This is a genomic window from Pandoraea sp. PE-S2R-1 (genome assembly GCF_002179865.1).
Taxonomy (GTDB): domain Bacteria; phylum Pseudomonadota; class Gammaproteobacteria; order Burkholderiales; family Burkholderiaceae; genus Pandoraea.
Window position 1 is genome coordinate 136,713 of sequence record NZ_NGUR01000007.1, and the last position, 21,392, is coordinate 158,104.

The following is a 21,392-nucleotide window of genomic DNA, read 5'->3' on the forward strand; positions in this document are numbered from 1 at the left end:
CGGCGGCCCGATTCCGCGCCAGATTTCACGTGAGGTGCCGTAGATGATTCCTCCGGGCAATACCCGATTCGGTATCGATCATCCGCTGGTCACAGTGCATGACCATCCGCGGCGTCTTTCGCATTACCAGCGTATGGGCTTCACCCCGTCCCCGGTGTCGTATCACCCGTGGGGCACGGTGACCTCGCTGATGATGTTCGGCAATAACTTCATCGAGCTGATCGGGGTGGACGACGCCCGGAAGTTCGGCACGAACGCGCAGGGCGACTTTTGTTTTGGCCGGTTTCTTGGCCGCTTTCTGGCTCGCGAGGAAGGCGTATCGCTGGTCGCGCTGCATAGCAAGGATGCGCGCGCCGACCACAGCCGACTGACGCAGGCGGGCATCGAAACGCAGGGGTTCATCGACTTTCGCCGGCCGATGACCAAACCCGACGGCACACCCGACGAAGCCGTGGTCTCCCTCGGCCTGTTTGTCGACGACAGACTCGGCGACGCGTCGAATTTCATTTGCCACCAGCATCGGCCCGAGCTGATCTGGGTGCCGGATTGGCAGCAACATCCCAACGGGGTGACCGGCGTCGTGGGCGTCACGTACGTGACACCCGACCCGGAGGCGCTACGCCAGTTGGCCACGCGCTGGCAACGGATCTACGGCGCACGCCATGTCGACCTGTATCAGGGCGGCGCGATGGCCGATACCGGATGCGGGCATTTCCGGGCCCTTTCGCCGCAACGGGCCGAGGCCCGCTTTGCCGCCGTGGGGTTGCCGATGGCACAGGCCACCCGCACCCACGCCGTGGCGCTCACGCTGCACGCGCCAGACCTCGCGCACATCGAGGCGTTATGGCGCGAGAACGGCGTACCGTACGGCTACAACGAGCATGGCCTCGTGGTCGAACCGGAGTTCGCGGGTAACGTGGTGCTGGAGTTCGTGAATCACCATCACTGATGTCTCTCTGAATATTCCGTAGTATTCCAAAATAATAGCGTGTTATGAATAGACAACCCGCCGGTGCAAACCGGGGGGCGGAACAACGCGGCGTTGCCCGTGGGGGCGGCGCCATTCTCGCAGTGAAACTGGAGTCAACATGAAAATCATCGGAGTGGTCGGTCTGGGCAATATGGGGCGTGGCATGGCGCTGTCGTTACAGCGCGGCGGCTTCACGGTGCTCGGTTTCGATCCGTCGCCGGCCGCCGGGGCGGCGCTGGCGGAGGCGGGCATCGGCTTGCGCAATTCGGTCGCGGAACTGACCCGCGAAGCCGACGCGCTCGTGCTCTCGCTGCCGACCTCGCAGGTTGTCGAGGCCGTGGTGAACGGCGCCGACGGCATTGCTGCCAATGGTCGCGAAGGGCTGATCGTGATCGACACGTCCACGGCCGATCCGCAAAGCACGCGAGCGCTGGCCGCGACGCTGCGCGAGAAAGGTATCGCGCTGGTCGATGCGCCGGTCTCGGGTGGCCCGAAGGGCGCGCTGAACGGCACGCTCACGATGGTGCTGGGTGGCTCGGTCGACGACATCGCCCGCATCGAGCCGGTGCTGGCCACGATGTCGGCCAAGCGCGTGCACATCGGCGATGTGGGCGCGGGTCACGTGACCAAGCTCATCAACAACCTGATGTGCGCCGCGCATCTGATCGTCGCGGGTGAAGCGATGCGTTTGGCGACGGCAGCGGGTGTCGAACCTGCGCAGGTGCTCGAAGGCCTGAACGCCGGCTCGGGCCGCAGCGGCATTACGCAGACCAATTACCCGACGTGGATTCTGAACGACGCGTTCGACTCGGGCTTCACGATGAAGCTGATGCGCAAGGACGTGCGCCTGGCCATGGCGCTCGCCGAACAGACCGGCACGCTCGATAGCGGGCCGCTCTCGGCCGAAGTCGGCCGCCTGTGGGCTGCCAGCGCCGCGTCGGTCGGCGACGACGAAGACTTCAACCGCATCGTGCAGTTCATCGAAGCCGGTCGCGCGTAATTTCCCTCAGTTCATTGACACCCCGAGGGGCTGTAACGGACGCCTCGGGGCGTATCACGTATCGCACGGAGTTATTTTCATGGCAGACAACCAAGCCGCCGCCTTGCTTGGCGCATTCGCAAAGTTCTTCCCCAACGCCACGACCCTCGGCTCGTATGTCAACGGTGAACTGGTCACGGGCACCGGCGAGAGCACGATCGACATCGTGAACCCGGCCACGGGGCAGGCAGTACTGACTTACCGCGATGCCGGCGCCGACGTGGTGGCGCAGGCCGCCGATGCGGCCCAAGCCGCGCAAAAGACCTGGTGGGCCTTGACGCACGCCGCACGCGGCCGTGTCATGCAGGCCATTGGCGCGAAGGTTCGCGAGAACGCCGAAGCGCTGGCACAGCTCGAATCGATCGGCGCAGGCAAGCCGATCCGCGATTGCCGCGGTGAAGTCGGCAAGGTCGCCGAGATGTTCGAGTACTACGCCGGCTGGACCGACAAGTTCTTCGGCGACGTGATTCCCGTGCCGAGCACGCACCTGAACTACACGCGCCGCGAAGCGATGGGTGTGGTGTTGCAGATCACGCCGTGGAACGCGCCGGTGTTTACCTGCGGCTGGCAGCTTGCCCCGGCCATTGCGATGGGCAACGGCGTGCTGCTCAAGCCGTCGGAACTGACCCCGGCCAGCTCGCTGGTGGTGGCAGCGCTGGCCGAACAAGCCGGCCTGCCGCGCGGCCTGATCAACGTGCTCGCGGGCTTCGGCCACACGACCGGGCAAGCCGCGATCTCGCATCCGGTCATCAAGAAAGTGGTGTTCGTGGGCTCGCCCGCGACCGGCAGCAAGATTGCCGCGGCAGCGGCGCAGCGCCTGTTGCCGAGCGTGCTGGAGCTGGGCGGCAAGTCGGCCAATATCGTGTTCAACGATGCCGACCTCAAGCGTGCTTGCCTTGGTGCGCAAGCGGCCATCTTCTCGAGCGCCGGCCAGAGCTGCGTGGCGGGTTCGCGTCTGCTGGTGCAGCGCGGCGTGTATGACGAGATGATCGACATGCTGGCACGCGGTGCCGAAAAGATTCGTGTGGGCGAGCCGATGGACGACGCGACCGAAGTCGGTCCGATCTGCAACCGCACCCAGTATCAGCACGTGATGAACATGATCGACGCGGGTGTGGCGGGCGGGGCGCGTCTCGCGGCCGGCTCGCAGCAACGCAGCGACGGTGGCTTCTTCGTGCGTCCGACCGTGCTGGCCGACGCGAACAATCAGATGGGCGTGGCGCGCACCGAAATCTTCGGGCCGGTGGTGGTCGCCATTCCGTTCGATACGGAAGAAGAGGCATTGGCGATCGCCAACGACAGCGAGTTCGGTCTGGCCGGTGCCGTCTGGACGCAGGATGTCGCACGCGCGCATCGCGTGGCCGCGCAGGTCAACGCCGGTACGTTCTGGATCAACGGCTACAAGACGATCAACGTGGCCTCGCCGTTCGGTGGCTACGGCCACAGCGGCTACGGTCGCTCCAGCGGCGTGGAAGCGTTGTACGAATACACGCAGACCAAGAGCGTGTGGGTCGAGACGGCCGCCAACCCGGCAACGCCGTTCGGTTACGTCTGATCGTCTGATGGTTTGATGGTTTGACGCGTAGGGCGCGCGGTTTCCCGCTGTACGGGAGCCGCGCGCAAGCCATGAGAATGTGCTGTCTTCTTGTCGGTAGTTGTTTGGAAAGTGAGGTCAACGTGTCAGACGCCGGCCGTGAGGCCTCGTTTGTCGCGTCGCCGTTTCAGCCTGCGAGATTCGTGGCCTGAAGGGGTTTTTTACCCGCGTATAATGCCGCCCTTCGGGGGTTCTGCGCGGGGCGCTGTTACTGTCACCGAGGCGTGCCAACATGCCGCTGCGAGGCGCTATGGGGGAAGTCCGCAGCAGTCGGGCGGACGGCGCGTCGAATTACCTCGACCACCGGTTGATCCAGCATTGACCAGCGGTTACTTACAACGTTAATCACCGAATTGTTCGTACCCCGTCCGGTCGACCGGATGGCACCGGACCGGTTCAACAGCAAGTGCAGTGGAGACCCAGATGGCAGTCATGGAACAAAACGCGGCCAAGCCGCAAGGGGGCGCCTTCAACGAAGGCGTGCGCCTGTACGTATGGGCGATCGTGATTCTCGTGATCGCAGAACTGATTGGCGCAATCAGTATCAAGGCCGGTCACGGCAAGATCGTGCTGTTGCCGATGGTCTGGGCGTTGTTGCTCGGCGCCGCGCTCGGTTTGGCGTCGGCACGTTTGCCGCGCTTCGCTCAGATCGATCTGTCGATGCAACACAAGGCTGCCGCCATTCTGCAACCGGCGCTGCTGCTCTTCGTCGCCAAGCTTGGCCTGCTCGTGGGCGGCTCGCTGCCCAAGCTCGTGGCCGCCGGCTGGGCGCTGGTGTTCCAGGAGTTCGGCCACTTCGTCGGCACGATCATCCTCGGCCTGCCGGTTGCCCTGATGCTCGGCATCAAGCGTGAAGCCATCGGTGCGACCTTCTCGGTCGGCCGTGAGCCGAGCCTCGCGATCATCGGTGAAAAGTACGGTTTCGATTCGCCGGAAGGCCGTGGCGTGCTGGCCGAATACCTGACGGGTACGATCTTCGGCGCCGTGTTCATCTCGCTGTTCGCCGGCTTTATCGCCAGCCTGAACATCTTCAACCCGCACGCGCTCGCGATGGGTGCCGGTGTGGGTTCGGGTTCGATGATGGCTGCTGCTGCCGGCGCCATCGCGGCACAGCAGACGCCGGAAGTCGCCAAGGAAGTCGCCACGTTTGCCGCGGCGTCGAACCTGATCACGACGACCATCGGTACGTACTTCACGCTGTTCATCTCGCTGCCGCTCGCCGTCTGGGGCTATCGCGTGATGGAGCCGGTGCTGGGCCGCATGACCAAGCGTGGCCGTGCCAACGCCGAAGCCGCTGCCGTGGCCGACGCCGAAGCTGCACAGGAACTCAAGCAAGCCAGCAAGGCGCACACCGTCGACATGAACTTCGGCGCGCGTCTGTTCGCCTGGGTGTTCTCGGGCGCGCTGGCACTGCTGGGTAACAGCATGGCCTTCAAGACGTCGTTCATCGACGGTGTGCCGGGCATGTTGGTCATCATCGGCGCCGTGCTCGTGGGCGAAGCGCTGTACTACATCACGCGCCGCAAGGTGCCGGCTGTGTGCTGGGTGTCGCTGGTTGCCATGTTCCTGACGTCGCCGGCCTTCCCGTATGCGCCGATCGTCGAGCAGTTCACCGGCAAGATCAACTTCCTGTCGCTGGTGACGCCGATGCTGACCTTCGCCGGTCTGTCGGTGGCCAAGGACGTGCCCGCCTTCCGCAAGCTGGGCTGGCGCATCGTGGTCGTGTCGTTCCTCGCGAACGCCGGCACGTTCATGGGTGCAGCCGTGATTGCGCAGTTCTTCACGCATCCGTAATGTGTGTCGCGGGCGCTTGAAACCAGCGCCCGCGATATGAAGTCTCCGGTGGTCGACCGCCGGGGGCTGACGTCTGAATAGAAAACGCCACGGCAATCGGTTGCCGTGGCGTTTTTTATTGGCCGAAGGGTTGGGCGGTGGGTACCTCGCCGCCTGCGTCGACCCGGTTCAGGGCTTCGTTGTGGCCGCGTCAGCCTGAGAGCGCTCGTGATAGTAGCGGCGGAAGTAGGCGCGAATCTCGGCGGGCGAGAGCTTGCCGTCGTGATTGACGTCGATTTCGTCGAAATGCTGGTACAGGAACGGTTCGGCGGCGGCGACCTCGTCACGGCTCAGATGGCCGTCGCCATCCTTGTCGGCCGCCTTGAAGTAGCGCTCGAAGGTGGCGCGCCGGGCTTCCAGTTGACTGCGTTGATAGGCCGCCCATTCATTGCGGTCGATCTTGCCGTCGTGATTGGTATCGATGGCGTCGAACGAGCGCTGCAAATACAGACCGAGCGCGGCGTTCTGGTCGGCGGCGTCACCGAAGTCGGGGCCTGCGGCAGGCGGCGGCGGGGCCGTCGGGCTCGTGGGCACCACACCGTTGATCGGTGCGGCTGACTGCGCGTAGCTCGGCAGCGCGACCAGCGAGAGGGCGGCAACGCCGGCACAGAGCGTGATCGCGGCCAGCGTTGCACGGCCGATACGGCGCGTGCGCAGGGTTTCAATCGTTCTCAGCGAACGTTGGCGTTTGGTGTCGGAAGTGGTCATGTCGCACTTTCTCCTGAATGTCATGCGGTAGGGCGGGGCGCAACGTGCGGCGTACCGTCAATAGTCGATGGTCGATCGCCGATCAACGGCGGCGGTCGCCCGTCACGACGTTACCGATCACGCCGCCGACGACGGCGCCCCCGACGGTTGTGCCGAGGTCGCCACCGGAGATCAGTGCGCCGCCAAGCGCGCCGACACCAGCACCTACGGCGGTGTTACGTGACTCACGCGGCGTCATACCACCGCAACCTGCCAGCGAGCCGATCAGCGCAGCCCCGAGAAGCAGGGTGCCGGCAGTGCGCGAGATCCGTTGTTGAGTCGTTTTCATGAAGCATGGCTCCTTCAAAGGGGCACGGTGCCCCGGGTGTTGCAGGCCACGCTCGATTTGATCGTGTGGGCCTGCTGTTCGTGGAATGCATCAGTGGGCCGTGTCAGACCCGTTCTCCGGCGCGCCCATGCCATTGGCCGGGTTGCTCTCCCGATACGCAGGCGGCGGGGGCGGCGGCGGATACGGACGCCCTTGGGCATCGGACGGATACGGTCGGCCATAACCGTCGGTCGGCGGGTACGGACGCCCGTAAGCATCGGTCGCCGGCGCCACGGGTGCCGGCGGTGCGGCGTACGGGCTGCACGGTGAGCCGGCCGCATACGGCGGCGGCCCGCAATCCGGCTGATACGCCGGGTTGGTCGACTCGTTGCCGCGATACGGCAGACGCGGTTGCGGTGGCGCCTGGTACGCGCAGCCCGCAATCGTGAGCAGCACTGCGGCGAAACCCGTCGCGGTGAGCGCAGACGCCACGCGCCGCTTCGGGGTGCTCGATGAGCGTGTTACGCCCTGCTGAGTATTCTGAGTATTGCTAGCTGCGCCGGAATTAGCGCCAGTTCGGTTGATTCGCATCATGACCTCCTTGCGAGGGTAGTGTTCATCCCACCCGTCGTCATCATGGATAGACAAGGGTTCGACGCTCGATGCGTGAATAAGATCGCGCGATCTTGTAAGTCTTTGTAATGGCTTCGAGCGGTACCGCTTCGCGAACCCAATCGACTCGAACTACGCAAGTAGCGTTAGTTAACTTTAGTACATGTGTTTCGCATATGTGATGCACTCCGAACTATGTAGGAGGGTGCTGACACGCGATGAAGGAAGGCGATGTAGGACACGCGGACGAGAGTGCCGGAATAGCGATCGAGCGCCGTTTTAGTACTGTTTTAAAGTGGTTTTGGCGGTGTCGGCATCGCGGACGAATCACGTGCACGGTGCGACACATCACAAGAAGCGTGCACCGCGCTTACCCGAAGCATGCACGGCACACGCGAGCAGGCTGGACACCACACCGAATGCACAGACGCCGTCCCAGCCCCACGCACTCCATGCCATCACGCCAAGGGCGGAGCCCAGCGCGCCCATCAGGAAATAGACACTCATGTAGAGCGTGTTCAGACGGCTGGTGGCATCGGTATCGAGCGCGAAAATGCGCGTCTGATTGGCGATCTGCCCCGTCTGCACGCCGAGGTCGAGCACGATCACGCCGAATGCGAGGCCGACGAGACTCGCCTGCCCGGCCCAAAGCGCGGCGAACGAAAGCACCACCGCACCGATACCCACCCACAACACGCGATGCGGTCCGCCGCGATCGGTGAGGCGTCCGGCCAGCGGGGCCGCGAGCGCCCCCGCGATACCGATGACACCGAAAGTGCCTGCCACGCCAGCGTGCTGCCCGTGCACCGGACTCGCGAGCCAGAGCGTTAGCGTGGACCAGAACGCGCTGAACGCCGCAAACAGCAGACCACCGATGAGCGCCGACGCGCGCAGCGCACGGTGCCGCCGAAAGAGCGTGATCATCGAGCGAAGCAACGCGGAGTACGTCATTGACGTAGTGGGCGGCGCGTACGGCAGACGTCGGCCGAGCAATGCCGCCAGACACAGCATGGCAAGGGCGGCCATGCCGAACATCGCGCGCCAGTGCCACCACGTTGCCACCCAGCCCGCGAGCGTGCGTGCGCCGAGAATACCGATGAGCAGGCCGCTGACGACCGTGCCGACCACGGCGCCGCGCCGCTCAGGCTGAGCCAGTTGCGCCGCGAGAGGCAGGATGTGCTGGGCGACCGTGCCTGTCACGCCGATCGCAAAGCTCGCGACGACGAGTATCCAGAAGTGCGGTGCTGAGGCGGCGAGCAGCAGCGACGCACACAGGCCGAGCATCTGCCACACGATCAGACGCCGGCGGTCGGCCACACGATCGCCCAATGGGGTGAGCAGCAGCAGACCCGCTGCATAGCCCAGTTGCGCGGCCGCGGGCACCAGCGACAGTTGCCAGCCCGACGTGTCGAAGCGTGTGCCGATGTGGCCGAGCATCGGATGACAGTAGTTGAGATTGGCCACTGCGAGCCCGCAGGCCAAGGCCATCAGCCAGATATCGGCGCGGCGCAACGGGGCAGCGTGCGGTGTTGGGGAAGGCGATGCGTTGGATCGGAACATGATGAGCGGCGCGGGCTCATCCGGGGCTTGGCTTCGTGTCAGACGGCAAAAGTGCGATGCGCCGTGATCCGTCTTGATCCGGCGTGATCCGGCGTGGTGCATGGCATCGCGTATCACGTCGTATATGACGGCGACCGTTTCCCGTCAGCTCACTGACAGCCCATCAATTCACGCTCGGAAAATGCCGATTGAAAAATGAGAATGCCGAACTTGTGACGGCTCACACGAAGGTTTCCCGGAGGCACGGCGGCAAGCGGAAAGTCCTCATGCTAAGGACGATGCCGCGGGCTGCGCGCATGCGCGCCAAAACATCAGATAAGTCCCACGACAGCGTCGCCGCCGTGGCTTGCGGATAAAGGCGTGCCGCCGTTGATGCCACACGCGGCGCAGCGCTTTTTTGGTCGGAAATGAGTCGCACCAGCCTTCGTATAGCGGCCCATTTTCTGTCGATTTTCGAGGGAATGGGGTATGCGCGTAATGCGCGGTAATCCGGCGCATAACGCGATGTCTGTCATCGTAAACCGCGTTGTATGCGTTGGAATACCGGGAAAGTCCGGGGGAGTGTTTGCGCTTAGTTTTCGCCGCAAGCTGCGTGAGCGCTGGCATACTACCCCCGCTGACGTTCGGTATTGACCTCAGCGTGAGGTTGAGAAATTTCGATTGAGGTGCGTGGCCTACCCGCGCAGGCTTACTCATGCCACAAGTCAAGAAAGAAGACATTCGTCTGGCCATCCTCGAAGCGTCGCACGCCCTTTTTCTCGAGAAAGGGTATGTCGAAACGACCATGGTGCAGATCGCCAAGCGCGCGGGTATTTCGCACGCGAACATTTACAGCTACTTCACTGCGAAGCTGCAAGTCTTCTTCTGCGTCTACGAGCGCTGGTTCAAGGCACGCATTGCCATGCTCGAAGCTGAAGTGCTTGCCGCCCACGGTGCCCACGCGCGCATGCGCAGCCTGCTCAGCGGCCTGCTGGTGGAGACGCCCCGGCTCGACAACGGCTTCTCGCACAACCTGGTGCAGGCGCTGGCCACGGTGACCCCGGGCGATCCGTACGATCCGACACTGTTGCAGTGGTTTCGCGAGCGGCTCTCGGCCATGCTGGCCGCCAGTGCGCCGAGCCTCGCGCGTGACAGCGTACGGCGCGCGCGTCTGGTCGACATGCTGGTGCTGACGTTCGACGGCTGCCTCGTGAATCATCACGTCAACCCGTCATCCCTGCCGGATGTGGCGATGCTCGAAGAGTTCGTCACTGCCTTCCTGTCGGCTGAGCCTGCCGACCCGACACCGGTGCCGCAGGGGGCCGGGCCGGGTGCGCCGCCCTCGGCGGCCGCGGCCTGAACAGGATCCCGATGCGTTCATTGCCCTGGACTGCCCTCAACCTCGGGCGAAAGCTCAAGTTCCATCAACTTCAGGTATTCGATCGTGTGCTCGAGACGGGCTCGCTGGTGCGTGCCGCCAACGAGACGGGCCTTACGCAACCTGCGGTGAGCAAGATCGTGCACGAGCTGGAGGCCTGTTTCGAAGGGCCGCTGTTCGTGCGCAGCAACCGGGGCATGCAGCCGACGGAGCTGGGCGAGTTGCTCGGTCATCGCGTCAAGTCGCTGATGGCCGAGTTGCGATACCTCACCGATGAAGTCAACGCGTTCAGCGCGGGTACCAGCGGGCATGTGATCGTGGGCACGCTGATTTCGGCGTCGGCCGACTTGCTGCCGCGCACGATCGCCATGCTCAAGTCACGGGCGCCCGGCGTGCTGGTGACGGTGCGCGAGGCGACCACAGCGCAACTGTTCCCGGCGTTGGCGAGCGGCGATCTCGACATTGTCGTTGGCCGATTGCCCGAGCGGGCGCTGCCGGTCGCCAATGCCTTTGCGTTGACACACGAAATTCTCTTCAACGAATCGCTCTGCGTGGTCGGTGGCATTCGTCACTGGGCCGACTCGGCCGCGCGGGTGCCGCTGGCGCAACTACGCGAAGGGTCATGGATTCTGCCAGTGCCCGAGTCGCCGTCGCGACTGGCCGCCGAGCGCCTCTTTCACGATGCCGGGCTGTTGCTGCCCGACGATGTCGTCGAGTCGCTGTCGATCCTGACCAATATCGGTTTGATGCTCGAATCGCCACGGGTGGCGTTGATGCCGCGTGCGGCGGCGAAACCGTTTGTCGACTCTGGCCTGCTGCGGGTGTTGGCCGATACGGTATCGGGCAGCTTTGGCGACGTAGGCTATTCGCTGCGCTCGGACAAGCAGCCGAGCCCGGCGTGTGAGCGCTTTGTGGTGTGTCTGCGCGAGGCGTGCGGTCTGAAGCCCTGAGCCAAGCGAGGGAAAGGTGAGGAAGGCGGGGGACGGGGAAAGAGACGGCGGGCGGCGCATCGACAGTCACTGACCGCCGACCGCCGCCCCCGGCATCTGCATGGACGCAGACGCTACACAACCACTACAGCGAAAATACCCGCCCTCAGAGTCCGGCGAGCGCCGAGACGAGCCCCGGATTCTGTTGCACGAGCCGGATCAGGCACACTGCCTGAGCATTCGGCCGCGCACGGCCTTGTTCCCAGTTTTCCAGCGTGCGCGGATTGGTCCGCAAGTAATGCGCAAAGACATTGCGCGACATGCCCAGATGCTTGCGCAAGGCGAGCAGTTCTTCGGGAAACACTTCCAGCTTGGGTAATGGGGTACGCGGTAATTCTTTGATGTTGAGCGGCAAGTCCGCAGGGAGTCCGCTATTGACGTGCGTCGGCTCGGTGGGCGGTGGCGCGCCGGTGTCCTGCGTGAGCAGCCAGCGGAACGGATTGGAAGGCGTATTCGAGTAAGCCATAGTCCTGCCCGGTGTCAGTGGGTGAAAGTTAAGTGGAGAGCGTGCGCGGATGATGTGAGTCGCGCCAGGCTTGTGAAGTCAATCAAGCGGGACTGATTGCAACACAACGTCCGCTCGGGTGCTTTCACAAAACTCTCGTGGTTTTCGCGTCTGACACCTATCGAGTACTACGCACTCAGGTGATGCCTGAGTGCCGCAGAGTGGGTGCGCGGGCGCGGCACATGGCCGCAACCCGCCCCTTCAGCGCGTGCTCACACGCCGAGATAGGTCTGCAACTGGGTCATATCGCGACGCAGTCCGGCGGAGTCGCCCTGCCACGCCACACGGCCTTTGTCGACGATGTAGTGACGATCGCCCAGCTCCAGCATCGGTGCCAGATTCTTATCAATACAGAGAATCGACAGACCGCTGCCTTTGAGTTGCTTGAGGCATTGCCAGATTTCACCGCGAATGAGCGGCGCGAGGCCTTCCGTCGCTTCGTCGAGAATGAGCAATTTCGGATTCGTCATCAGCGCGCGCCCAATCGCGAGCATCTGCTGCTCACCGCCCGAGAGATTGCTGCCGAGATTTTTCTCGCGCTCGCGCAGGCGAGGGAACAGTTCGTAGATGCGCGCGAGCGTCCACGGCGAGCTGGCCCCGTGACGATTGCCCGCCGTTGCCACGAGATTTTCGCGCACGGTCAGCGTCGGGAAGATCTGACGGCCTTCGGGCACGAGTCCCATACCGGCGCGGGCAATGCGATGCGACGGGCTCGCGTGAATCGGCAGGCCGTCGAAAACGATCTCGCCCCGGGCTGGGCGCATGAGACCGGTGATCGACTTCACCGTGGTCGACTTGCCCATCCCGTTGCGCCCGAGCAGCGTGACGAACGCGCCGCGCTCGATATCGAGCTGCATGCCGAACAGTGCCTGACTCGCTCCGTAATACGACTCGACGCCGGCCAAAGACAACAGAGTGCTCATGCCGTCGCTCCCAGCATTTCGTTGCGGGTTTCGTCCCCGAGATAGGCTTCGCGTACGCCCGCATCGTTGCGGATCGTGTCGGCGTCGCCGCAGGCAATCGCGCGGCCGTAGACCAGCACCGTGATGCGGTCGGCCAGCGCGAAGACGGCATCCATATCGTGTTCGACGAGCACGATGCCGTAGTCGCCCTTGAGTTCGGCGAGCAGATGCGTCATCTGCTCCGATTCGGCTTGCGACATCCCCGCCATCGGTTCGTCCAGCAGCAGTAGTCGCGGCTGCCCGGCCAACGCCATGGCCAGTTCGAGTTGCCGATGCTCGCCGTGGGCGAGAGCGGATGCCGGGACATTCATGCGTGCCGCCAGCCCGGTGCGCGCCAGAATCTCGCGTGCGGGTTCGACGAGCGACGCCTGACGAATGGCCGGCCGCCAGAACCCGAAGCTGTGCCCCTGCATCGCCTGCACGGCGACCAGCACGTTCTCGAGCGCAGTGAATTCGCGAAACACCGAGGTGATCTGATACGAGCGGGCGAGACCGGCGCGTGCGCGTTGCTCAATCGGCATGCCGGTGATGTCGCGTCCGTCGAAATGGATCGACCCTTCGTCGGAGCGCAACTCTCCGGCCAACTGGCCGATGAGCGTGCTCTTGCCGGCGCCGTTCGGTCCGATGATGGCGTGCAGCTCGCCGGGGGCAACGTCCAGACAGAAATGATCGGTGGCGGTGAGTCCGCCGTAGCGTTTGACCAGCTGGTCGACTTTGAGCAGGCTCATGCTTTGCCCTCCACCGCGCGCGTGCGGCGTGCGAGGCGCACTTGCAGGTCGCCGAGCAGGCCGTACAGGCCGCGTCGCGAGACCAGCACCGAGATCACGATCAGCGGGCCGAAAATGATCATCCAGTGCTCGGTCAGTCCTTTCAGACCTTCTTCGATGAGCAGCATCGCGGTGCTGCCGAGCACCGGGCCGAAGAACGAGCCGAGTCCGCCCAGCACGACCATCACGATCAGTTCGCCCGACGCCGTCCACGCCATGTAGGCGGGCGAGACGAAGTGAGTGAGGTTGGCGTAAAGCATGCCGGCCACGCCGCACACCATCGCGCTGATGATGTAGGCCACGAGCTTGTAGCGCAGCGTCGGATAACCCAGCGCGCGCATGCGGCGGTCGTTCTGGCGGCTGCCGCGAATGACCATGCCGAAGCGTGCGTCGACCAGCCGGCGGCCTGCCCACACACACAGGCAAAGCACGGCGAAGGCCACGTAATACAGCACCGTCGGGTTATCGAGCGACACATTACCGAAGCGGCTGGCCGCGGCGACCGGCAGGCCGTCGTCGCCGCCGTACTGCTTCAGGCCCACGGCCAGAAAGTAGAACATCTGCGCGAAGGCGAGCGTAATCATGATGAACGCGATACCGGTCGTGCGCAGCGAGAGCAGGCCGGTGAGGGCGCCGACGAGGGCGCACACCAGCAGCGTCACGCCCAGATGCACGAAGCCGTTGTCGATGCCGTGAAAGCTCAGGATGCCGACCACATAAGCGCCGAGCCCCAGATAGAGCGCATGGCCGAAGCTGACCATGCCGCCGTAGCCAAGAATCAGATCGAGCGAGACGGCGGCGATGGCGAACACCACGATGCGGCCGAAGAGGGTGAGATAGAACGGCTGTTGCACGGCCGTCGCGTAAATGGGCACCAGCGCCAGAAAGGCCAGCAACAGCAGCGGCACGGCGGTGCGAAGATTCAGTTTCATTTCCATCGTCAACCGTGTTTGACCGGGAACAGGCCTTGCGGACGAACCGCGAGTACCGCGGCCATGACAAGGTAGATGAGCATCGAAGCGAGCGCGGGGCCGGCGGTATCCGCCGTGCTGCGCTCCATCAGACTGCGAAGCAGCGTGGGCAATGCCGTGCGGCCGACCGTATCGACCACCCCGACGATGAGCGCTGCGAGAAACGCGCCGCGCACCGACCCGATGCCGCCGATCACGATCACCACCATCGTGAGAATCAGGATCGGCTCACCCATCCCCGGTTGCACTGAGAGAATCGGGCCCGCCATCAATCCGGCAATGCCCGCGAGAATCGCCCCCAGCCCGAACAGCAGCGAGTTGAGCAGCACGATATTCACGCCGAGCGCACCGACCATCTGACGGTGCGTCGCCCCGGCACGAATCAGCATGCCGATGCGGGTGCGGTGAATCAGCAGATAGCAGCCGAGCGCGACGGCCAGCCCCACGAGAATGATGAGGAAGCGATACGCCGGGTATTGCAGGCCGAACAGATCGACGGTGCCGCCCAGCCACTCGGGCACTTCCATGTAATAGGGCGACGGGCCCCAGATCATGCGCGCCAGTTCGTTGAAGAACAGGATCAGACCGAACGTGGCGAGCACCTGATCGAGGTGATCGCGGTCATACAGCGTCTTGAGCGCCACGAATTCGACGATCAGGCCGATGATCAGCATGGCCGGAATGATCGCGATGGCAGCCAGCGCAAACGACCCCGTATGGTTGTAGACGGTGGCCGCGATAAACGCGCCCATCATGTACAGCGAGCCGTGCGCGAGGTTCACGAAGTTCATGATGCCGAACACGAGCGTGAGCCCGGCCGCCATCAGGAACAGCAGCACCCCGAGTTGCAGGCCGTTCAGGCACTGCATGATGAAGAGGGTGAGGCTCATTTGGCCTCCTCGCGGTTCGCGGCAGCGGCCGTGCCGGCAAGCAACCCCATCTGACGGAAGATGGCCTGCGTGAGCGGGCTGGCGGGGTCGTTCAGCGTCAGCACGATATCGAAGTGATTGGTGCCGGGCATCGGCACGTATTCGCCGGTGAAGCCGCGCTCACGCCATGCCGCGAGGTAGTCCACGCTCTGGCGTTTGAACTCGGCCGTCTCGGTCTCGCCGTACGACACGACGATCGGGCAGCCGTGGGCGGGCAAATGAAACTGCGGGCTGTTGCGCGTGGCATCGTCTGCGCTGAGCTTCATCCATTCGTTGATATGCGTGAACGGAATCGGCGTGAGATCGAACAGGCCCGAGAGCGGTGCGGCACCGGCAACCACATCTTCCGGCACGCCGTACTTGGCATGCCAGCCCTGCGCGAGCAACATGCCGGCGAGATGTCCGCCGGCGGAGCTGCCGCACACGTGAATGCGTTTCGGGTCGCCGTGATGCGCCCCGATATGGCGATGCACCCACGCGAGCGCGCGGCGGGTCTGGTCGACGATGGTGTCGAGCGACGCGCCGGGGGCCAGCGTGTAGTTGATGGTGACGACGGTCGCCCCGGCCTGCGTGAACGCGGGCGCCATGTTGCTGGAGTCGCTCTTGTTCAGGGCGCGCCAGTAGCCGCCATGGACGAAGAAGAACACGGGCGCACCGGGCGTGGGGGCGGGAAAGATGTCGAGCGTCTCGTCGGGATGATCGCCGTAGGCGACGTCGAGGACGCAGGGAACCGTGGCGCGGGCGTTCGCGCTCTCGGCGGCGTATTGCTTCAGGATGTCGAGGACGTTGGGCGTGGTGGCGCGGGCGTTGTACTCAACGTCCAGCTCGGCCTCGTCGAAATTGCGGTAGCGCTTCATAAACCCTCGTAGTGCTCAGGTAATGCTCAGCTGGTCCAGCGGATACGGGTCGTTCAGATATGCGGGCCGTGCAGGAACAGTGCCGCCGGTGCGACGGCACCGGGGCACTTGCGTCCGCCCGTATTTGGCGCGGGCGGTGTCACGAGATACGACGCAGACTTACGACTTGATCTTGCACTGCGCGGCCAGGTCGGCACGCGTCTGGATCTTGATCTGGCCCTTGGTCGCGAAGGCGGCACCTGCGCTGTCCTTGACGACATCCACGCGATAGAACTGCGCGATCGGGAACTGGTTGCTGGCAAACTTGAACGGGCCACGCACGGACGAGAAGTCGGCTTGCTTGAGCGCCGCGCGCAGGGCTTCGCGATCGGCCACGCTGCCCTTGGTCTTGGTGAGCGCCGAGTCGATCAGGTTGGCTGCGTCATACGACTGCGCGGCGTACATCGACGGCACGCGGTTGTATTTCTTCTGGAAGGCTGTGACGAACTGCTTGTTCTGCGCGTTGTCGAGGTCCGGCGAGTAGGGCGCGCTGGTAATCGCGCCCACGGCGAGTTCTTTCAGCGCAGGCAGGGTCGAACCATCGATGGTCGACACGGAGATCAGCGGAATCTTGCCGAGCAGCCCGGCCTGACGGTATTGCTTGACGAAGTTCACGCCCATGCCGCCCGGGTAAAAGACATAGACGGCATCGGGTTTGGCCGCTTGCAACTGGGCGATTTCTGCCGAGTAGTCAGGCTGGTTGACCTGCGTGTACACCTCGTCGACGATCTGACCCTTGTAGTCGCGCTTGAAGCCGTTCACGGCGTCGCGTCCGGCCTGATAGTTCGGGGCCATGACGTACATCTTCTTGTAGCCCAAGTCGCTCGAGAGCTGACCGCCGGCTTCATGCAACTCGTCGTTGTCCCACGAGGTGGAGAAGAAGTTCGGCGAGCATTGGGCGCCGGCAATCGGGGTCGGACCGGCGTTCGAGCCGACCATGACCACACCCGCATTGGTCACGTTCTTGTGAATGGCCATCATCACGTTCGAGAACGTCACGCCGGTGATGATCGACACCTTGTCGCGCTCCACGAGCTTCTGCGCGGCCTGCACACCCACGTCGGGCTTGAGCTGGTCGTCTTCCTTGATCACTTGCACCGGCACACCGCCCAGCTTGCCGCCCTTTTGCTCGACGGCGAGCATGAAGGCGTCGTACTGGTCCTGACCGAGCGCACCGCCCGGGCCGGAGAGCGTACCGATGAAGCCGATCTTGACCTCGGCATGCGCACCGCCGGCGGTGAGCAGTGCTGCGGCGGCGGCAATAGCGCCCAGGACTGCGATCGTTTTGCGTTGCGTGGTCTTCGTTCCCGTCATCATGGTCTCCAAACTAAGTTCCGGAACTGGCAAACACTGTGAGCAGAGGGTTCGTGCCGGGCGGCCTGAGCGCTTCTTCATGGCGGTCATCGTCAGCCGGGCACGTCGGTCATACGTAGGCGTTATTTCGATGTCTTACGTTAAATTGTTTAAGCATCAAATATTTCAGTGCCCAGCCTAAACGACGCCTATTACGTAGGCAAGCAATTTCAAAAACACCTCGGGAAAGCACCAGTTACAGCCCGAAGAACTCCCGGGCGTTGCCGGCCAGAATGCGTTCGCGGGCGTGCGCGTCCAAGCCCGGCTGATCGGCCACCAGCTTGCCGATCTCCTGTTCGCCGAGCGGGAACGGGTGGTCGGAGCCGAGCATGACGCGCTCCACGCCCATCGTATCGACCAGCAGGCGCAGGGCGCGCGGGTCGAACACGGCGCTGTCCACGTAAAAACGGTCCAGATAATGAGACGGCGGATGCGGGCTGTCGGCGCGCACGATGTCGCGGCAATGCCACGCGTTCTCGGCGCGGCCCAGCAGGTAAGGGAAGCCGCCGCCGCCGTGGGCGAAGCACAGCTTGAGCGAGCGCGGCAGGCGCTCGAAGGCCCCCGAGAGAATCAGCGACAGGATGGAGAGTTGCGTCTCGGCCGGCATGGCCACGAGCCACGGCATCATCCATTTCTTCATGCGGCCGTCGGTCATCATGTCCCACGGGTGCACCAGCACGGGGATGTGCTCGTTGCCGCAGTGCCGCAAAAACGCCACCAGATGCTCGTCGTCGAGATCTTTCGGCCCGAGGTGATTGCCGATCTGCACACCAACGTGGCCGGTGGCCTTGGCGCGCGACGCTTCGGCGCAGGCGAGGTCGAGGTCTTGCAAGGGCACCTGTGCCATGGCCTTCAGGCGCGTGGGCGCATAAGCGCAGTGCTCCAGCGCGAGATCGTTCATGCGCTGGACCCAGTCCATCACGGCATGGCCGTCGTAGCGATAGCCGAACATGATCGGCGTCGCGCAGACCACTTGCAGGTCGATCCCGTGGCGATCGAGTTCTTCGATGCGCAGCGCGGGGTCCCACAGCGCGCGATAGACCGGGCGGAAGGCCTTGTCGGCGAGCATGATGTTGCCGGTCTCGCCGTTCTCGTCAATGCGCAGCCACGGCGCGGTGGCGGCGTCCAGTCGTGCCGCTTCTTCCTGCGTGATACGCGGGAAGAAGTGGGCGTGCATGTCGATTTTCTTCATGAAGTGACTTGTTCTGTCGGGTAGTGGGCTGGGGGGCGAGGGCCGAGGGCAAATTGCGCCGCGTCAGGCAGCCGCCGGGGCCGATGCAGCGCGCCCCGGGTGGATCTCGCCGCAGCTCGGGCAACGGCGCAACGTTTCGCTGCCGTAGAACGCGTCGAACAGCGGCGGCAGGTCGGTCACGATGCTCTTCAACTGCACCTCGACGCGATGCACCTGCGTGCCGCACTTCAGGCAATACCACTCGAAGCCGTCGAGCAGGCCTGCCGGACGCTGGCGTTCGATAACCAGACACAGGCTGTCGGCCTCGGGGCGTTGCGGCGAATGGCGCACGTGCGGCGGCAGCAGGAAGATGTCGCCTTCCTTGAGATCGACGCGTTCTTCGCGGCCATCGATCCAGAGCTTCAGCCACGCGTTGCCCTTGAACTGATAAAAGAATTCTTCGAGCGGATCGTCGTGATAGTCGGTGCGGTGGTTGGGGCCGCCGACCACGGTCACGATGAAATCGCTGTCGTGCCAGACTTGCTGGTTGCCGACCGGCGGCTTGAGCAGATGGGCATGCTCGTCGATCCAGCGCTGGAAATTGAAGGGTTTGCCGTACGTCAACATGCTGTCTCCCGAATCATGTCGCGTTGAGTTTATTTTGCGTCTTGCTCAGCGTGCGCGCGGCGAGTAGGCCACGCACTTGATCTCGATGAGCAGCAGCGGGTGCGGCAACTGGTGCACGGCCACCGTGGTGCGCGTCGGGCCGTTCTCATCGAAGTATTCGCCGTACACCTCGTTATAGCCGCCGAAGTCGTTCATGTTCACGAGAAACGAGCCGACTTCCACCACATCGGCCAGCGTGGCGCCTTCGCTCGCGAGGATGTCGCGAATGTTCTCGATGACGGCGCGGGTCTGTTCGCGAATGTCGAGCTGGGTCACGCCGAGTGCATCGACCTGCGCACCGGCGTAGCTGTTGTCGGGCCGGCGCGAGCTGGTGCCCGAGACGAACAGGAAGTCGCCCGCGCGCTTGATGTGCGGGAATTTGCCGCGCGGCTTGGCCTTGCCAGCGACGACGCGGGCTTGCGTGTCTTGCGATTGCGTTGCGCTCATGGGTGACGCGTCTCCGTGTTTTTCCGTGTGCTTCTGTTGTCTTGTCAGCGTGCGGCGCACGGGCGCGGGGGTATCGACCCCCATCGATAGCCCCCGCGCCGTCGCCTCACATTGTCAGGTCAGAGTTTGATGCAGATGTTGGTGATTTCGGAATAGAAGTCGAGCGAGTGGCGCCCGCCCTCGCGCCCGAGCCCCGACAGCTTCACGCCACCGAACGGCGTGCGCAGGTCGCGCAGGAACCACGTGTTCACCCACACGAGACCCGTCTGGAACTGACGCGCCACACGGTGTGCGCGCGACAGGTTAGTCGTCCACACGCAGCCGGCCAGACCGTAGTCGCTGTCGTTCACGCGGCGGATGACTTCGTCTTCGCTGTCGAACGGCGAGACGTGGCACACCGGGCCGAAGATTTCTTCGCGCACGCAGCGTGCCGTGTCGGGCAGGCCGGTCCAGACGGTCGGCTGCACGAAGGCGCCTTCGTCGCGGGCGTCGCCGAACACGGGCACACCGCCGCCGGTGACGACGGTCGCGCCTTCTTCGACGGCGAGCTTGTAATAGGACAGCACTTTTTCACGATGCTTGCGCGAGACGAGCGGGCCCATCTGCAAGCCTTGTGCGTCCGGGGCGTCGATACGCAGGGCGGCGGCGCGCTCGGCCAGTGCGGCAACGAAGCGCTCGTAGATCGGGCGCTCGACGTACACGCGCTCGGAGCACAGACAGACTTGGCCGGCGTTGGTGAACGACGAGCGCACCACGCCGTCGACGGCGGCGTCGAAGTCGGCATCAGCGAACACGACGGCGGCGTTCTTGCCACCGAGTTCGAACGAGATTTCCTTCACACCATCGGCCACGGCTTTCATGATGGCGCTGCCCGTGCGCGATTCGCCGGTGAAGGTGATGGCGGCGACATCGGGGTGCTTGGTCAGGAATTCGCCCGCCGAGTTGGGGCCGAAGCCGTGCACGAGATTGAACACGCCCGGCGGCAAGCCCGCAGCGTCCATGACTTCGGCGAGCAACGTGGCCGACGACGGGGTTTCTTCCGACGGCTTGGTTACCACGCAATTGCCCATGGCGAGCGCCGGTGCGACTTTCCACGTGAAGAGCAGCAGCGGGAGGTTCCACGGCGAGATGATGCCGATGACGCCGAGGGGCTTGCGGGTGACGTAGTTCATCACGTCGCCGCCGTCGGCCGCGCGCATCTCGTACATCTCGGTGCCCGCCGTCTTGATCAGATCGGCAAACATGCGGAAGTTGGCGATGCCGCGTGCGATATCGAGCGTGCGGGCCTGTTCGACCGGACGGCCGGTGTCGGCGACTTCGGCGGCGACGAAATCGTCAAAGCGTGCCTGAATGCCATCGGCGATGCGATGCAGCACGGCGGCGCGCTCGGCCGGGGTGGTCTTGCCCCACGGGCCTTCGTGCAGGGCACGGCGGGCGGCGGCGACGGCGCGGTCGACGATGGCAGCATCGGCTTCGCAAACCTTCGCGATGAGCCGGCCGTCGACCGGGCTCACGTTGTCGAACTGACGATCGGTGGCGATGAACGCACCATCCACGTAGTGCCGCAGCAGCGGCGGGGTCGCAAGGCTCACGAGGTCTCCAGATACATTAGTGTTTTGCGGGGCGGTGGCGCTTGGACGGCGTGTCGCGGGGAGCGTCACGCGGTGGCAGGCGATAGCCACCGCCAGATGTCCTCAAGTCTAGGCATCTGTCGATATAAAAAATAATGAAATCTATCGTGGTGTCTATTCCTTAG

At 64.1% G+C, this 21,392-nt stretch carries 20 protein-coding genes and 1 pseudogene; 6 read left to right on the forward strand and 15 right to left on the reverse strand.

What is annotated here, in order from left to right:
* The first annotated feature begins 43 nt into the window (after positions 1 to 43).
* From CDV44_RS03295 to CDV44_RS03310, 4 genes and pseudogenes are all read left to right on the forward strand, one after another.
* Entirely contained in the window at positions 44 to 949 is a 906-nt protein-coding gene (locus CDV44_RS03295; protein ID WP_087686657.1) for a VOC family protein, read from the forward strand.
* Positions 950 to 1,019: 70 nt separating this feature from the next.
* A pseudogene (locus CDV44_RS03300) lies at positions 1,020 to 1,970 on the forward strand (NAD(P)-dependent oxidoreductase); the annotation flags it as partial.
* Between the two features lie 79 nt (positions 1,971 to 2,049).
* Positions 2,050 to 3,564, forward strand: a complete 1,515-nt coding sequence (locus CDV44_RS03305; RefSeq protein ID WP_087686659.1) for an aldehyde dehydrogenase family protein — start codon at positions 2,050 to 2,052, stop codon at positions 3,562 to 3,564.
* Between the two features lie 462 nt (positions 3,565 to 4,026).
* On the forward strand, positions 4,027 to 5,397 hold the full coding sequence (locus tag CDV44_RS03310) for a DUF3100 domain-containing protein (protein WP_087686660.1): 1,371 nt from the start codon (positions 4,027 to 4,029) through the stop codon (positions 5,395 to 5,397).
* Positions 5,398 to 5,565: 168 nt separating this feature from the next.
* Here CDV44_RS03310 and CDV44_RS03315 read toward each other — a convergent pair whose 3' ends face one another.
* From CDV44_RS03315 to CDV44_RS03330, 4 genes are all read right to left on the reverse strand, one after another.
* Positions 5,566 to 6,144, reverse strand: coding sequence for an EF-hand domain-containing protein (locus CDV44_RS03315; RefSeq protein ID WP_087686661.1), 579 nt, complete (start codon positions 6,142 to 6,144; stop codon positions 5,566 to 5,568).
* Between the two features lie 82 nt (positions 6,145 to 6,226).
* Positions 6,227 to 6,472 carry a hypothetical protein gene (locus CDV44_RS03320; protein ID WP_058377790.1) on the reverse strand — a complete coding sequence of 82 codons (246 nt, stop codon included), beginning with the start codon at positions 6,470 to 6,472 and terminating at the stop codon, positions 6,227 to 6,229.
* A 90-nt stretch (positions 6,473 to 6,562) separates the two neighbouring features.
* Positions 6,563 to 6,943, reverse strand: coding sequence for a hypothetical protein (locus CDV44_RS03325; protein WP_087686662.1), 381 nt, complete (start codon positions 6,941 to 6,943; stop codon positions 6,563 to 6,565).
* 468 nt (positions 6,944 to 7,411) lie between these two features.
* Positions 7,412 to 8,623, reverse strand: a complete 1,212-nt coding sequence (locus CDV44_RS03330) for an MFS transporter (RefSeq protein ID WP_087687192.1) — start codon at positions 8,621 to 8,623, stop codon at positions 7,412 to 7,414.
* Between the two features lie 694 nt (positions 8,624 to 9,317).
* Between CDV44_RS03330 and CDV44_RS03335 the strand changes: the two genes are divergently transcribed.
* Together CDV44_RS03335 and CDV44_RS03340 are read left to right on the forward strand one after the other, a co-directional pair.
* Positions 9,318 to 9,962: a TetR/AcrR family transcriptional regulator gene (locus CDV44_RS03335; RefSeq protein WP_087686663.1), complete on the forward strand. Its 645-nt coding sequence runs from the start codon at positions 9,318 to 9,320 to the stop codon at positions 9,960 to 9,962.
* Positions 9,963 to 9,973: 11 nt separating this feature from the next.
* A complete protein-coding gene (locus CDV44_RS03340; protein ID WP_087686664.1) occupies positions 9,974 to 10,930 on the forward strand; it encodes a LysR substrate-binding domain-containing protein in 957 nt (318 codons plus the stop codon).
* A gap of 145 nt (positions 10,931 to 11,075) precedes the next feature.
* Here CDV44_RS03340 and CDV44_RS28380 read toward each other — a convergent pair whose 3' ends face one another.
* The 11 genes from CDV44_RS28380 to CDV44_RS03395 all read right to left on the reverse strand — a co-directional run bounded on the left by CDV44_RS28380 (position 11,076) and on the right by CDV44_RS03395 (position 21,228).
* On the reverse strand, positions 11,076 to 11,435 hold the full coding sequence (locus tag CDV44_RS28380) for a DNA-binding transcriptional regulator (RefSeq protein ID WP_249277390.1): 360 nt from the start codon (positions 11,433 to 11,435) through the stop codon (positions 11,076 to 11,078).
* Positions 11,436 to 11,686: 251 nt separating this feature from the next.
* Positions 11,687 to 12,397, reverse strand: a complete 711-nt coding sequence (locus CDV44_RS03350; RefSeq protein WP_087686665.1) for an ABC transporter ATP-binding protein — start codon at positions 12,395 to 12,397, stop codon at positions 11,687 to 11,689.
* Entirely contained in the window at positions 12,394 to 13,164 is a 771-nt protein-coding gene (locus CDV44_RS03355; protein ID WP_087686666.1) for an ABC transporter ATP-binding protein, read from the reverse strand. Before CDV44_RS03355 ends, CDV44_RS03350 begins: the two co-directional genes overlap by 4 nt.
* Positions 13,161 to 14,135, reverse strand: a complete 975-nt coding sequence (locus tag CDV44_RS03360) for a branched-chain amino acid ABC transporter permease (protein WP_087687194.1) — start codon at positions 14,133 to 14,135, stop codon at positions 13,161 to 13,163. Before CDV44_RS03360 ends, CDV44_RS03355 begins: the two co-directional genes overlap by 4 nt.
* An 8-nt stretch (positions 14,136 to 14,143) precedes the next feature.
* Positions 14,144 to 15,064 (reverse strand): branched-chain amino acid ABC transporter permease, encoded by a 921-nt coding sequence (locus CDV44_RS03365; protein ID WP_058377798.1) that lies wholly within the window; start codon positions 15,062 to 15,064, stop codon positions 14,144 to 14,146.
* Positions 15,061 to 15,960, reverse strand: a complete 900-nt coding sequence (locus CDV44_RS03370; protein WP_087686667.1) for an alpha/beta hydrolase — start codon at positions 15,958 to 15,960, stop codon at positions 15,061 to 15,063. The genes CDV44_RS03365 and CDV44_RS03370 overlap by 4 nt, the downstream gene beginning before the upstream one ends.
* Before the next feature lie 159 nt (positions 15,961 to 16,119).
* The gene (locus CDV44_RS03375; RefSeq protein ID WP_087686668.1) at positions 16,120 to 17,313 is read right to left on the reverse strand and encodes an ABC transporter substrate-binding protein; all 1,194 of its coding nucleotides are present in this window, start codon (positions 17,311 to 17,313) and stop codon (positions 16,120 to 16,122) included.
* Positions 17,314 to 17,548: 235 nt separating this feature from the next.
* Complete coding sequence (locus CDV44_RS03380; RefSeq protein WP_058377801.1) at positions 17,549 to 18,544, reverse strand: amidohydrolase family protein; 996 nt, start codon at positions 18,542 to 18,544, stop codon at positions 17,549 to 17,551.
* A 63-nt stretch (positions 18,545 to 18,607) separates the two neighbouring features.
* Entirely contained in the window at positions 18,608 to 19,150 is a 543-nt protein-coding gene (locus tag CDV44_RS03385; RefSeq protein WP_087686669.1) for a 3-hydroxyanthranilate 3,4-dioxygenase, read from the reverse strand.
* A gap of 45 nt (positions 19,151 to 19,195) precedes the next feature.
* On the reverse strand, positions 19,196 to 19,636 hold the full coding sequence (locus tag CDV44_RS03390) for a RidA family protein (RefSeq protein WP_058377803.1): 441 nt from the start codon (positions 19,634 to 19,636) through the stop codon (positions 19,196 to 19,198).
* A gap of 119 nt (positions 19,637 to 19,755) precedes the next feature.
* Positions 19,756 to 21,228, reverse strand: coding sequence for a 2-hydroxymuconic semialdehyde dehydrogenase (locus tag CDV44_RS03395; protein WP_087686670.1), 1,473 nt, complete (start codon positions 21,226 to 21,228; stop codon positions 19,756 to 19,758).
* Positions 21,229 to 21,392 lie beyond the last annotated feature (164 nt).